The sequence below is a fragment of the Romboutsia sp. 1001713B170131_170501_G6 genome (assembly GCF_015668195.1).
GTDB lineage: Bacteria > Bacillota > Clostridia > Peptostreptococcales > Peptostreptococcaceae > Romboutsia_C.
Genome location: NZ_JADPFC010000001.1, coordinates 351,983 through 365,583, shown reverse-complemented (window position 1 = coordinate 365,583; position 13,601 = coordinate 351,983). Strand labels below are relative to the sequence as shown.

Sequence of the window (13,601 nt, the reverse complement as noted above, 5' to 3'; positions counted from 1 at the left end):
TAAATTTACTAGTATTGGTTTGTTATATTCTTTATTTATAAATTTATGTTTAAGCATTAGCATCTTCTTTTAAATTAACTAACTCTCTCATATCTCCCATTATTGCTCTTGGAACTGGTATATCAAGCATTGTTCTAAGTCCTGGTATTGCATTTATAACATGTGGTATAGAGTTTACACACATTGCTATAGTACCTATTCCTCCTGGTATCTCTGGAGTTATTTGTAAATTTATATCTGGAGTTCCTTTTATAGTTACATAATCTCCTGTAGATTGACCTTCTAAATGAGGTAGTATTTGTTGTGGATGTTCCATTTCTATTTTAACTTTTCCATCAACATATCCATATCCGCATTGTCTACAACCTGCAACATTTCCTGATTCTACCTCAGCATACTCGCTCTTTCTATAAACACTACTAATTATTGGCTCTCTAGTTTCTTCTACTTTTTCTAAGTTCCATCCTATACCTTCAGTTATCATATTTATAGATTCAGGGAAACCTACATGACCTGCTATTGAACCATCTTTAACACCACTTTCAAATTCCTCTTTTGTAACTCCAACACCTTGTTCTATCATTACTGCTTTACCAAATGGAGATAAGTCATTTACTCTAGCAGCCTTTATATAATCTACTTCTTCGCAAGTTCCAGTTAAAGCAAGTATTAGTAAATCAAGTACAAATCCTGGATTTATTCCTGTACCAAGTACACTTACTCCATTTTCTTTAGCTATCTTATTTAACTCTTCAGCTAATTCTGGTTCTTGTGCTTTAGGATAAGACATTTCTTCTGCTGTTGATATAACGTTTATTTTTCTTTCTAATATGTATTTAATCTTATTAAACGCTCCTTTAGTGAATGAATCAGTTGCAAGTAACACAACATCTGCACATTCATCAGTGAAAGCTTCTTTATAATCAGACTTTATTATAACTTCTGGTCTTTCTCCTCTTTCACATCCTAATACATTATATATACTTTTATTTACTCTTTCTGGATGCATATCACAAACTGCAACTATATCTACTCCTTTTTTCTTAAGTAACATTTTTGCCATTCCGCTTCCCATTGCTCCAAATCCCCATATTCCAACTTTTATATTTCTCATACATACTTCCCCCTTATATTTATTTTTTATATTTTATATATAAAGCAAGAGTAGTGCCAATTTTTTAATTTTTCCTATTTAAAAAAATTTATCTATTTTACCCCTCGTAGTTTTTTATACATTGGTTATTTTCCCCTTTTTACATGCAAGAATTTTATCTCAATCATAAATCTGTTGATATCTCATACAGATTATATATATCAATGAATTTGAAAATAAAAAAAGAGCATTAAATTTTGCATGTATTGCAAAATTTTTTGCTCTTATATTATCTACTAATTCTTATGTTATATTTTTTCATTTTATACTGAAGGTTTTGCCTTGTTATACCAAGTATAGCAGCTGCTTTTGTTACATTTTCTCCTGATTTTTCTAAAGCTTCATTTATGTATCTTTCTTCTATATCTCCTATTATCCAGTCTAAAGGCTTTGAACCTATATCTATTATATATGTATTTTCTGATAAATTTGTTTTGTATTCATTTATATTTATCATATCTTCATCTAAAACATCTCCATTTTCCATAAGGCTCATACTAGAGTATATAGTATTTTCTAATTCTCTTACATTTCCTTGCCAAAAGTGATTTTTAAGTACCTTAGCTCCCTTTTCAGATATACCAATTAAGTTTTTATTTAATTTATAATTATATTTTTTTATAAATTTATTTGCAAGTAATATAATATCGTCTCCTCTCTCTCTAAGAGGTGGTATTTCTATATATATTACATTTAATCTGTAATATAAATCTTTTCTAAGTTTTCCTTCATCTAATATATTCACAGGATTTTCATTAGTTGTAGCTATTACCCTTACATCAACTGGTATATCCTTTGTTCCTCCAACTCTTCTTACGTATCCTTCTTGAAGTACCCTAAGTAGCTTTGCTTGAAGTTGAAGTGGCATAGAATTTATCTCATCTAAAAGTATTGTACCCTTATTAGCTTGTTCAAATAAACCTGGCCTATCTATTGCACCTGTGAATCCACCTTTTACAGTTCCAAATAGTATTCCTTCTAATAAGCTTTCTGGCAGTGCTGCACAATTTTGTGCTATAAATGGTTTGTCTTTTCTTTTACTTTCATAGTGTATAGATTGACTTATAAGTTCTTTTCCTGTTCCTGTTTCTCCATATATGAATACTGTTGCATCACTTTCAGTTGCTTTTTTTGATATGTTAATAGCTTTTTTTATACATTCACTTTCACCTATAACGTCACTAAAGTTATATCCTTTTTTAGTCTTATTTTTTCTATTATTTTCCTTGATATCATTTAATTTTATAATCTGTTCTGATAATATTTGAATTTGAGTTATATCTTTTGAAACCTCTAATGCTCCAATTAGCTCCCCATCAATTTCAACTGGTATTGTCGTATTTATGGTGGTTATTTCTTTTCCATCTTTATTTAAGTACTTTTGTACATTATCTTTTATCTCTTTTTTATTTCTAATAACTTTAAGTAGCGTACTATTTTTTATTTCCATATTTTTTAATACATCTTTGAATGATTTATTTAATACATCTTCTTTATTCATATATTCTAATTTTGCCATAGCATTATTATATATTAATGTTTTCCCATTTTTATCTATAAAATGTATACCTTCATCTATGCTTTCTATTATTTTTTCTATAACTTCTTTATATATATTATTTTGCATAGCCCCTCCACCTAAATATCTATTTTATAATATAAAAAATTCGCTTCGCTCATGTCGCCAACGACTTCGTCCGTTGCTTGAGCGACGTGTCGGCGAAGCACTTCAAAATGTCTTTTTTACGCTCTGCAAACTAATCGGTGTTACTTAACTTCAATAGTTATCCACAGTTTTTAAAGTATCATAGTTTCCTTAAGCGTAAAAAATTTTTGTATCAAACTCATTCTTAAAATTACAGCATACTTTTAAGAATTTAACTTTTATACCCTATTTCCCTTTTTTATCAAGTATATTTATTAGATATATAATTTTATATTATTCCAATTATTTATATATATTTTGTAAAATATCTTTCTATTTTTGATGTAGGTATTTATACTTCTTTCTGCTATAATTTCTATATAATTACAATTTTTTTCAAAAGGGTGTATAAAAATGTTGAATAAAGTTAAAAATAATTTTATGTACTTAATAGTACCTGCATTAATAGTTTTATTTTGTCTAAATACTATAAATACAAATGCAATTTCAACCAAAAATGTATTATTCATCAGTTCTTACTCTCCAAGTTTTATAACCTTTGATGACCAATTAAATGGTATCTGTGATTCTGTCGATAGTAACTATGAAGTTCAAATAGAATATATGGATATAAAAAAATTTAATGATGAAGAATTTAAAAAAAATTTCTATAATTTAATAAAATTTAAAACTAAAAATTATAGAAAATATGATGGAATTATTCTTGGGGACGATGCTGCTTTAGATTTTGCACTAAATAATTTAGACTTATTTAAAAATACCGCTGTTGTATTTCTTGGTATTTCAGATGAAGATAATATAAAAAGGGCAATGGAGAGTAATATAAATGGTGGTGTTATAGAAAAGCCATCTATATCAGAAAATTTAAATCTAATACATAATTTATTTAATGAAAATAAAAACTTAATCTTAATAAGTGGTGATGAAAGTAAGTATAAAAAAGAGATTGATGAATTTTATAACTTTAAATCTAAATACAAAAATTTTAATTATAAAAATATTGTAATACCTGATAAAATTGATGAATCCTTTTTATCTAGACTATCTAATATAGATAAAAATAAAGATGTTGTCTTGTATTTGCATCCATATATAATTAACTCGCCTAAAGACTTATATATATATGAATCAATTAAAACAATTTCTAAGTATATAGATGCACCTATATTTACAACCTTAAACTATAATATTAATGATAATATGGTTGGTGGAAAAGTAGTAAGTCATTATGAACAATCTACTATTGCAAGTAAATTACTTAAATCTATATTAGATGATAAAATAAATAAAAAACAACTTATAACTAGTGAAGATGCTAACGTATGGTATTTTAATTATGATAATCTAGTTAAATATAATATACAAAAAAATAAGCTTCCAAAAAACTCAATAATAATAAATAAACCTATTCCATTTTTTGAAAAGCATAAGGAACTTATTTTTCCTGTTACCTTTACTTTAATTGGACTAGTATGTATAATAATTGCTTTACTTATACATACCCACAAAACTTTAAAACACAAAGAAGAATTAAATAAATCTAAAAAGATTGCTGAAGATGCTAATATTGCAAAAAGTAATTTTATAGCTAATATAAGTCATGAACTTAGGACACCAGTTACTGTTATTTCGTCAGCTAATCAACTTTTAAGTATCTTATTGTCTAAAGAAACTTTACATAATGATGATAAAATACTTAGTAACCTAAATATTATTTCTCAAAACTCAAATAGACTCATTAGACTTATAAATAATGTTATAGATGTAGCTAAGTTTGACTGTGGGTTTTATAACCTAAAACTTAAAAATATCGATATAATATCATTTATAGAAAATACTGCTTTATCTGTAATTCCTTATGCTAAATCTAAAAAACTAAATATAATATTTGATACTAATGTAGAAGAACTTAACATGTGTGTTGATCCTGAAAAGATTGAAAGGATAGTACTAAATCTTCTTTCAAATGCTATTAAATTTTCAAGTGAAGGAGAAGATATATTTGCAACAATAATTGCAGATAAAAATAATTTTAATTTTATAGTTCAAGATAATGGTGTTGGTATAGATGAAGCTAACTTAAATAAGATATTTGAAAAGTTTACTCAAATAGATAGTGTATTTACACGACAAAATGAGGGAAGTGGAATAGGTCTTTCTATTGTTAAATCATTTGTTAAACTTCACCAAGGTACTATAAATGTTAACTCTAAATTAGGTGAAGGATCCTCTTTTATAATAACCTTACCTATAAACTCTACATTAACTACTGGTGATGATTTAGAAATACCTTCTAACTTAAATAGTGCTAGCATTGAACTATCTGACATATTTAAATAAGAAGATACAAGTTAAAACTTGTATCTTTTTATTACATTAAAATTTCATCTATATCTCTTATAAGCTCTAATTTTCTAGTATCACTCATTTCTTTATTAATTTCTATTTTCTTTTTTAGTGCTAAAATTTTCTCTTTTTTTATATTTAGACTATATTTTCTAATGTTAATTTCATCGAAACTTTTACTTAACATATTTATAAGAGATGCCATTTCATCAGAACTTCCTGCTATCCTATTTAATAACATTAAATTTTGTTCTAATAATTCTGGTATTTCGCTTAATGAATATCTAAGTTGATGATCTATTTCTCCATATCCTTCTTCAAATATAGTTCTAACTTGTATTTCAGATATAACCTTTTGTGTCGTAGGATAAGATTCTATAAGATAATGTACTGATCTATACCCTGATATTCTTGAACACACTTCTATACCCAATTCTTCAAATTGCTTAGTATTATCACCTTCTCTAACATTTGCTACTATTTCATTAACACGCCACATAAGGCTTATAAAATCATGTATTTCTTTCCAGTCTTCCTTAAATATATGTATAACTCTTATTCCTAATAAATCTGTTATTTCTTGTTTATAATTTGTTACAGTAAAATTAAAGTCTTCTCCATACTTTTTTCTTCTGTCTGGTGTCTTTCTTATTACTTTTTCTAATAAGTGCTCTTCATCTTTAACTCTAGTTTTAACTGAGTGCACTTTTTTATGTGCCCTTAATATATTTGCTATTAGCTCAGCTTGTGTTTCATAACTTTTTCTATAGTTTTTAAAGTCTTCATATATATCTACTAAATCATTCCAACTTATATTATTTTCGATTAAAAAATCTTCACTTATATTGTAACTATTTAAAAAGTCTGTTTTATTAATCATTTCAACCTCCACTTAAGTTTGTATAAATAATATTATAACTTATCAAAACCTTTATTTGTAAGCAATCTTTAAACAACTTTCTCTAAGTTAATAGATATATTATTTTGATCATCTATAATAAATCCATATTTTTTATATAAATTTCTTAAATCTTTTTCACTTATAATGTTCTCATCTGCTACTAATAGACCTTCTATAATTTTTATCTCCTTTAGATTATTATCTTTAAGTTTATTATTAATATCTCTAATTATATCTTTTAAGTTAATAAGTATTTTTCCTCCATATCCGTTTTTTGATTTAATAGCTCTAAAATTATTTATGTATAAACTAGATCTTTCTTTGTATTGATAGTATATGCATTCCATATATGCCTTGTTTTTACTACCACTTAATGTTTGTATATCTACAGGTATTCCTACAGATATAGTATCTATATCTATGCTAATAATAATATACATTAGTCTATCTAAATTATCTTTATACACTTTAATTATTATATTTTTTTTATTATTTACTCTTATATACTTTTTTAAATTTTTTAAAAACTTAACATAGTAATTATACTCATCAATATATTTAAAATCTTCTTCATTTAAATTGTATTTATTATTCTCTTTAATAACACTAAGTTTTAGTTTATTTATAGCACTTATGTCTTTAGTATTTATATATTGCTTCATTTTATTTATCTTAATATCTAAAGTTTCCATATGCTCCCCCTAAAAATAGTATTTTTACAATTTTATAGAAATATAAAACAAAAAAGAACTTACTCATATGAGCAAGTTCTTTAATCTATTTATATTTTGAGCTACTACAATATACTTATAAGTATTGCACCTTTTGAAGTATATGTTCCCATAACTGAACCAACTTCACTTATAGTTATATTTTTAAAATCATATCTATCTTTCATTATCTCTTTTATTTTTTCTGCTTTTTCTATACAATTTGAATGTGCTATTGATAATGATTTTTTATCACCATCATTTATATATTTACTTACACTATCTATTACTTTTTTTATACAATTATTATCTCCTCTTGCTTTATCTACTGGTTTAACTACACCATCTATTACTTGTATTATAATCTTAAAATTAAGCGCATTTATTATTTTTCCAGCTAAAGGATTTACTCTTCCTCCCTTTATAGCATTTTCTAGAGTATCTAGTGCTCCAAAGAATATAACTTCATTTTTTAATTTTTCAATTTCACTAACTATTTCCTCAATGGATTTCCCTTCCTCTGCCAATTCACATGCTCTAACAACTAACAATCCTTGACCAATTGAGCCATTTAATGTATCTATTATTTCAATTTTTTTGTTGTTTTCTTCTAAAAACATATTTTTAGCAAGAACTGCTGTTGAGTATGTAGCTGATAATTTAGATGTTAATGTAAGTACTAATATTTCATCTTCCTTGCAGTCATAATGTTTTGCAAATTTTTCAGGTGATGGACAAGAAGTTTTTGGAAGATCTTTGGAGTTATCCATCATTTTATAAAATTCGCTTTTTTCTATATCTCCATCTTCATAAATATCTTCGCCAAAAGAAACATTAAGTTTTACTATACTTATATCGTATTTTTCTATGATATCTTTATTTAAATCACATGAGCTATCTGTAATTATTTTTACCCTTTTCATAGATCTTTCCTCACTTTATTATTTTTAAATTTAACATAATACTAAAAATATAAATCAGTCGGTCGGTTGACTGATTTATATTTTCATTGTATATTTACTGTATATAAAAGTCAATAGTTAAAAATACATTATTAAGATCTTCTCAATTGTATGATTTATTGACAATAAAATTTTATGATATTATAATTTACTTGTTATAATAGTAGTATTTGAAAGGGATACCATATGAAACCAAATAATATGAAAGAAAATATTTTGCTTGCTGCAACAGATTTGATGATAAAAAATGGTATTAAAAATACAAGTTTAGCAGATATAGCAAAAGCTGTTGATATAAGTAAAGGAACTTTGTATTATCATTATTCTTCTAAGGATGATTTAATATCAGATATAGCCAACATGCATTTAATGGCTATTACAAATGCTGCTCTTGATTGCGTATGTAATATAGATTCTGATGCTTCTAACGAGCAAATGATAAATCTTATAATGGATAAAATATCAACTATTGAAGGAAGAGGCAGAATTCACATGTATATACTTTGTGAAGCTATAACTAGTAATGATGATTTGAGAGAAGAAATAAAACTTAAATATATTGAGTGGAGAAATACAATTAAATCAGAGCTTATAAAAACCAATAAAAAAGATGCAGAAGCTCTTTCTTTTTTATTGGTATCTATAATAGACGGTTTAGTTGTACAAGGTTTATTAAAAACAGAAAAAATACCATATGAATCTATAGCTAACTTTTTAGTTAGCCGTTTTATATAAAAAGACATCTTAAATTTTAAGATGTCTTTTTATATAATAGTAATTGTTCTACATTTAAAACACTATTTTATATCAAAAAAATAATCTTCCCTTATAATATAATGGTACTCTCATCTTCAAATACGATAAACTTGTCTAGATCTTTTATGTCACTTACTAACCTTTGTAGTGCTAAATCTTTTTTCTTAGCCTCTATCATTATATCAACGTCCTTATTTACATTATCTTTTATTAAATATATAAACTTTAAGAACGCTTTAGCATCTATATAATCAGAATGTCTTCTATCATTTTCAAATTCCCTAGGCGTAGAAAAATGTATCTTAGGTTGCAGTTTCTCATTTTTCCACGTATTAAATATATCATTTAACAATCTATCTATATTTTCACCATTATTGTTACAATTATGATGATGTATGTCTAAAACCATAGGTAAATTCAATATTTTACATATATATAAAACATCTTTTGCAGTAAATATTTTATCGTCATTTTCTAAGATTAACTTATTTTTAACTATATCAGGAAGCTTTTTAAAATTTTCTATAAATCTTTTTATAGCTTTTTCTTTTCCTCCCTTTGCCCCACCAATATGAATAACCATCTTAGCATCATTACAATTTATATCTTCTAAAAAATTAGCTTGCATAGTTAAAGTCTTAGATGTATTTAAAAATACACTTTCTCTATCAGTATTTATTACATTAAATTGATCTGGGTGAATATCAATTCTTAAATTATTATCATTTATGATTTTACCTATATATTCAAAATCTTTTCTAAAATACTTTCTATAATTCCACATAACTTCTGGGTGAGTTGCTAATGGTATAAGATTTGAAGTTATTCTATAAAAGTGTATATTATTTTTTATATTATATTTTAATATTTTCTCTAAATCCATTATATTTGAATATGTTACTTGTTTTAGTTTATTCAATCTTTCTTCATCACTATTCATACTAGAATATCTTTTAAATGTAAGAGTACTTGATGAAGTTACTTTGGGTAAATTAAGTGCTATAGCAACATATCCTAGCCTTATTCTCATATCTCTTCTCCTTATCATCTTTTATATTTACTATTAATTTTTGCTTTTTTTTTAATTTTATTAATAGATAATATTTACTATTAATTTTTCATATATATATACATGTCTATATTAATATAATTATTTTTATAGACTATATATTAACTTAATGAGGAGATAAATTTTATGAACATAGTTAAAAGAAGAAAGCTTTTAATAAATGCGTTTATTTTAACGCTTACCACCGTTACACTAGGATTTATAAATACTGGATTTCGAGTGTATATTTCTAATAAAATTGGCGCTGAAGGTATGGGGCTGTATCAGATTATAATGAGTATTCATATAATGACTTCTACTTTCGCCATATCTGGTATTAGAGTAACTACCACTAGACTTATAGCTGAAGAACTTGGAAAAAATAACAGAGCTAATATAAAAAAAATTATGAATAGAGCCTTTATATATAGTCTTTTCTTTAGTTTTTTAACTACATTTGTAATCTATAATAGTTCAGAGTTTATAGCTATAAAATTCGTTGGAGATGAAAGAACTATATTCCCTCTTAAAATATTAGCTTTAAGCTTGCCTTTTATCGGTGTTTGTTCTTGTCTTCATGGGTATTTCTATGGTATGAGAAAAATTGTAAAAAGCATAACTTCAGATATTCTTGAAGTATCTTCATCAATGATAATAATAGTAGCTTTTTTAGGTTTATATTTACCTAAAGGTCTTGATTATACTTGTACTTTAGTGGCTATAGCTATGACTGTAGCTAATATAATAGCAGCTATTTATTCTTACCTTCTATATTTATTTGAAAAAAAATCTGGATTTAGGCGTATTAATAGTACTAGTTCTAATTGTAGTTTATTGACTATTTCTAAAATAGCTTTTCCTATTGCTTGTAGCGCTTATATACAAACAGGCCTTAGGACTTTAGAAGATATTTTAATACCAAATGCTCTTAGACAGTTTGGTTCTACTACTTCTGCTTCTTTATCTATATTTGGTATGATTAAGGGTATGGTACTTCCTATTCTCTGCTTTCCATCTATATTTTTAGCTTCATTTTCTACACTAATAATACCTGAAATATCTGAGGCTAAAGCACTTAATCAAACTAATCGAGTAAATAGTATAATATCTAGAGTTTTTAAATTTACACTCATGATAGCAGTGTTTGCATCAGGACTTTTTATTATATACTCTAAAGAAATGGGAATCACTATATATAATAGTTCCAAAGTGGGAGATATGATGAGAATACTTGCCCCTTTAATACCTTTTATGTATCTTGACAGAGTTGTTGATGGTAGTTTGAATGCTCTTGACCAACAAGTTAGTACACTAAAATATAATCTTATAGATATGAGTGTTAGAATTGCATTAATATTTTTTGTAATTCCTAAAAGGGGTATTGAAGGTTTTATATTGGTATTATTTGTTGGTACTTTACTAAATGCAACTTTAAGCATAAATAAACTATTAAAAGTTACAAAACTTGATTTTCTTATAGGTGATTGGATTTTAAAACCAGCCATATCCGTTACTTTATCTGCTACTATAGTAAAATATATTTTTGATGTTACAAATATAAAGACACTAATTATACCACAAGTATTGCTAGTTATTTTATTTTATTTTATATTTTTAATATTATTTAAAGCTATAAGAAAAAATGATGTTATGTGGTTTATAAATGCCTTTAGAAAGGATATAAATCCTACTAAAATTAGTGACTTAGGTTTTTATAAATTCTACAATAATATGTAAAAATAAAAATACTATAGGATTCCTATAGTATTTTTATACATTTATATTTAGTTTATCTCTTTTAAAAATTTAATTATACTCTTAGCAGTTTTATTAATTTGCTCTTTTTCACTTATTAATGATTCATTATCTCCATTTTGAAGTCCATAATCTCCAAAATGAGAATGATTAGCACCTTCTATTTCTACATAAGTAGTGTTGCTAGGTAAATCTTTTTTAGCATCTATTAGTGATTCAAAGTTTACTACACCATCCTTACTTCCCCATATAGACAATACATCTTTTGTCATATTCTTTAACTTATCAGTCATAGGATATGATGAAAGTAATACAACTCCATCTACTAAGTTATTTTCAGCTGCAAAGCTTGAAGCAGCTACTCCACCTAAAGAATGTCCTCCTACTACCCAATGTGTTATATTTTTATATTCCTTAATTACTTTACTAGCTTCATTTTTTCCAAGTAAAGCTATATTAAGTGGCATTTTTAATATAACTACTTCATACCCCGCCTCTGCTACCTCCTTACATATTGGTGCATAAGCTTCTGGGTTTACTTTAGCTCCTGGATAAAATATAAATCCTTTAGTTACATCCTTATTTTTTGGAGTAAACACTATATTTTTATCTATTTTAACTTCTACCTTCTTATCACTTATTAACGCTTCTTTTGCTAATGTTCCTGGTTCATATGTATTTCCTATCCATATAAAAAAACCTAAAAATGATATGCCTAATATTATAGCGATTGTTATAAGTATTTTTCTTTTTAAATTTTTTCTTCTTAGCTCTTTTTCCTTTTGTTCAGTATGCTTATTTATCTGATCTATTATTAGTGGTCTTTCTAATTCCATAGTTATGCTAAAAGTATCGTCTGATATTCTTTCTTTTTTGTCTTTTCCCATGTGCTCCCTCCATAACTCAAAATACTATTATAGTTTATCATATATAAAATATATTTTCATTAAATTAAATAACTATTTTTTATTACAGTATCCAGTAAAATCTTTTATCCACTCTTTTATAGATCTATTCATTTCTATTGAGAATTCTGAACTAATTTTCCTTTTGTATATTAATTCACCAAAGTTTTTAGCATTATTTTTGTTATTTTTTAGCATTTTTTCTTCTTTATGTTTATACATTTGCCTTAAATTATCTTCATTTAGTCTTTGGTATTTTTCTTCAAAAACAACATATTCTTTTTCAAATCTATCAGTATAAATCTTTTTAAAATTATCAGGATAATAGCCTAGTGTTATCATACAAGCTGGAAATGTATAACTTGGTAAATCTAATATTTCTTTATGCTTCTCATAATTTTCCATAATATCTCCTATATAACAACTTCCTATGCCTAGACTTTCAGCAGTTAAAACTGCATTTTGGCATGCTATTATAGCATCATTTACCCCTAACATAAAATCATTTATTCCAGGTGATTTTATATCTTTAACATCACATATATTAAAATAATCAAACCATTTTCTCATATCTGCTAAAAATAACAATATTACTTGTGCATTTTTTATAAATGGTTGATTATCACAAGTTTTACTTAATAATTCTTTAGTATTTTTATTCGTTATCTTTATAATAGAATACATCATCATATTTCCTGCTGTGGGTGCTTTTATAGCACTATTTATTATTAAATCTAAATGTTCTTTATCTATCATTTTATCTTTGTATCTTCTTAACGACACTCTTTCATTTATAGTATTTATTACTTCATTCATAATATCCCCCCCCTATATAATTATATATCTATATGCATTTTATATTAATAAAAAATAAACACCACGCAAAATTTACGTGATGCTTATTTTTTAATTTATTTTATTTCCACAACATGTACAATATATGGAGTCTATATCTATATTCATATTACATATTTCACAAGTTATATATTCTTTTTCTTCTAGCTCAATCTCTACTTTTTTACCACATTCTGCACAGAATTTAGCACCTTTACTTATTGTGTTTCCACATTCACATATACTCTCTTCCATAGATTTATTTAAAGCTTCTATTATTTTCATATTTTCATATATTATTTTATCTATTTTTACTATCTCATTACTTATCTCATCAAAATCAGTATCTACGATTTCATTTTTTCTTATCTTATCATAAATTAATATACCCATATCTAAAAATAGCCTTGATTTTAATTCTTGATTTTCATTTTTAATCTTGTTTATGCTATTTTTTTCTTTTATCAAGTCTACTTTATTTTTACTCTTTTCTATTTTATCTTTAATCTTTGATACTTCACCTTCTATTTTCTCTTGTATATTTTCCATATTTATCCTCCAACTA

The 13,601-nt window shown here is 25.5% G+C and carries 12 protein-coding genes; 3 read left to right on the top strand and 9 right to left on the bottom strand.

Annotation, left to right across the window (positions count from 1 at the left end; genetic code table 11):
* Window positions 1–49: 49 nt before the first annotated feature.
* Complete coding sequence (ord, locus tag I4U89_RS01805) at window positions 50–1,114, bottom strand: 2,4-diaminopentanoate dehydrogenase (protein ID WP_195937966.1); 1,065 nt, start codon at window positions 1,112–1,114, stop codon at window positions 50–52.
* Window positions 1,115–1,382: 268 nt separating this feature from the next.
* On the bottom strand, window positions 1,383–2,780 hold the full coding sequence (locus I4U89_RS01800; RefSeq protein WP_195937965.1) for a sigma-54 interaction domain-containing protein: 1,398 nt from the start codon (window positions 2,778–2,780) through the stop codon (window positions 1,383–1,385).
* A gap of 432 nt (window positions 2,781–3,212) precedes the next feature.
* Between I4U89_RS01800 and I4U89_RS01795 the strand changes: the two genes are divergently transcribed.
* Window positions 3,213–5,159 carry a sensor histidine kinase gene (locus I4U89_RS01795; protein ID WP_195937964.1) on the top strand — a complete coding sequence of 649 codons (1,947 nt, stop codon included), beginning with the start codon at window positions 3,213–3,215 and terminating at the stop codon, window positions 5,157–5,159.
* A 31-nt stretch (window positions 5,160–5,190) separates the two neighbouring features.
* Here I4U89_RS01795 and I4U89_RS01790 read toward each other — a convergent pair whose 3' ends face one another.
* From I4U89_RS01790 to I4U89_RS01780, 3 genes are all read right to left on the bottom strand, one after another.
* Complete coding sequence (locus I4U89_RS01790) at window positions 5,191–6,045, bottom strand: RelA/SpoT domain-containing protein (protein ID WP_207744101.1); 855 nt, start codon at window positions 6,043–6,045, stop codon at window positions 5,191–5,193.
* A gap of 68 nt (window positions 6,046–6,113) precedes the next feature.
* Window positions 6,114–6,758 (bottom strand): hypothetical protein, encoded by a 645-nt coding sequence (locus I4U89_RS01785; RefSeq protein ID WP_195937962.1) that lies wholly within the window; start codon window positions 6,756–6,758, stop codon window positions 6,114–6,116.
* Window positions 6,759–6,862: 104 nt separating this feature from the next.
* Window positions 6,863–7,699, bottom strand: a complete 837-nt coding sequence (locus I4U89_RS01780; protein WP_195937961.1) for a DegV family protein — start codon at window positions 7,697–7,699, stop codon at window positions 6,863–6,865.
* A gap of 225 nt (window positions 7,700–7,924) precedes the next feature.
* Here I4U89_RS01780 and I4U89_RS01775 point away from each other — a divergent pair, with 225 nt between their 5' ends.
* Complete coding sequence (locus tag I4U89_RS01775) at window positions 7,925–8,473, top strand: TetR/AcrR family transcriptional regulator (protein ID WP_195937960.1); 549 nt, start codon at window positions 7,925–7,927, stop codon at window positions 8,471–8,473.
* Between the two features lie 91 nt (window positions 8,474–8,564).
* Here I4U89_RS01775 and uvsE read toward each other — a convergent pair whose 3' ends face one another.
* Window positions 8,565–9,524: a UV DNA damage repair endonuclease UvsE gene (gene uvsE, locus I4U89_RS01770; protein WP_195937959.1), complete on the bottom strand. Its 960-nt coding sequence runs from the start codon at window positions 9,522–9,524 to the stop codon at window positions 8,565–8,567.
* Window positions 9,525–9,689: 165 nt separating this feature from the next.
* Here uvsE and I4U89_RS01765 point away from each other — a divergent pair, with 165 nt between their 5' ends.
* Window positions 9,690–11,279 carry an oligosaccharide flippase family protein gene (locus tag I4U89_RS01765; RefSeq protein WP_195937958.1) on the top strand — a complete coding sequence of 530 codons (1,590 nt, stop codon included), beginning with the start codon at window positions 9,690–9,692 and terminating at the stop codon, window positions 11,277–11,279.
* Window positions 11,280–11,326: 47 nt separating this feature from the next.
* Here I4U89_RS01765 and I4U89_RS01760 read toward each other — a convergent pair whose 3' ends face one another.
* The 3 genes from I4U89_RS01760 to I4U89_RS01750 form a co-directional block, all read right to left on the bottom strand.
* On the bottom strand, window positions 11,327–12,184 hold the full coding sequence (locus I4U89_RS01760; protein ID WP_195937957.1) for an alpha/beta hydrolase: 858 nt from the start codon (window positions 12,182–12,184) through the stop codon (window positions 11,327–11,329).
* A gap of 72 nt (window positions 12,185–12,256) precedes the next feature.
* Window positions 12,257–13,018 carry a nitroreductase family protein gene (locus I4U89_RS01755; protein WP_207744100.1) on the bottom strand — a complete coding sequence of 254 codons (762 nt, stop codon included), beginning with the start codon at window positions 13,016–13,018 and terminating at the stop codon, window positions 12,257–12,259.
* A 90-nt stretch (window positions 13,019–13,108) separates the two neighbouring features.
* Window positions 13,109–13,585, bottom strand: coding sequence for a zinc ribbon domain-containing protein (locus I4U89_RS01750; protein WP_195937956.1), 477 nt, complete (start codon window positions 13,583–13,585; stop codon window positions 13,109–13,111).
* Window positions 13,586–13,601: the final 16 nt, after the last annotated feature.

Excerpts from the sequence above, each read along its gene's own strand:
- ord (WP_195937966.1), bottom strand. The coding sequence starts at position 1,114 with ATGAGAAATATAAAAGTTGGAATATGGGGATTTGGAGCAATGGGAAGC.
- I4U89_RS01800 (WP_195937965.1), bottom strand. The coding sequence starts at position 2,780 with ATGCAAAATAATATATATAAAGAAGTTATAGAAAAAATAATAGAAAGC.
- I4U89_RS01795 (WP_195937964.1), top strand. The coding sequence starts at position 3,213 with ATGTTGAATAAAGTTAAAAATAATTTTATGTACTTAATAGTACCTGCA.
- I4U89_RS01790 (WP_207744101.1), bottom strand. The coding sequence starts at position 6,045 with ATGATTAATAAAACAGACTTTTTAAATAGTTACAATATAAGTGAAGAT.
- I4U89_RS01785 (WP_195937962.1), bottom strand. The coding sequence starts at position 6,758 with ATGGAAACTTTAGATATTAAGATAAATAAAATGAAGCAATATATAAAT.
- I4U89_RS01780 (WP_195937961.1), bottom strand. The coding sequence starts at position 7,699 with ATGAAAAGGGTAAAAATAATTACAGATAGCTCATGTGATTTAAATAAA.
- I4U89_RS01775 (WP_195937960.1), top strand. The coding sequence starts at position 7,925 with ATGAAACCAAATAATATGAAAGAAAATATTTTGCTTGCTGCAACAGAT.
- uvsE (WP_195937959.1), bottom strand. The coding sequence starts at position 9,524 with ATGAGAATAAGGCTAGGATATGTTGCTATAGCACTTAATTTACCCAAA.
- I4U89_RS01765 (WP_195937958.1), top strand. The coding sequence starts at position 9,690 with ATGAACATAGTTAAAAGAAGAAAGCTTTTAATAAATGCGTTTATTTTA.
- I4U89_RS01760 (WP_195937957.1), bottom strand. The coding sequence starts at position 12,184 with ATGGGAAAAGACAAAAAAGAAAGAATATCAGACGATACTTTTAGCATA.
- I4U89_RS01755 (WP_207744100.1), bottom strand. The coding sequence starts at position 13,018 with ATGAATGAAGTAATAAATACTATAAATGAAAGAGTGTCGTTAAGAAGA.
- I4U89_RS01750 (WP_195937956.1), bottom strand. The coding sequence starts at position 13,585 with ATGGAAAATATACAAGAGAAAATAGAAGGTGAAGTATCAAAGATTAAA.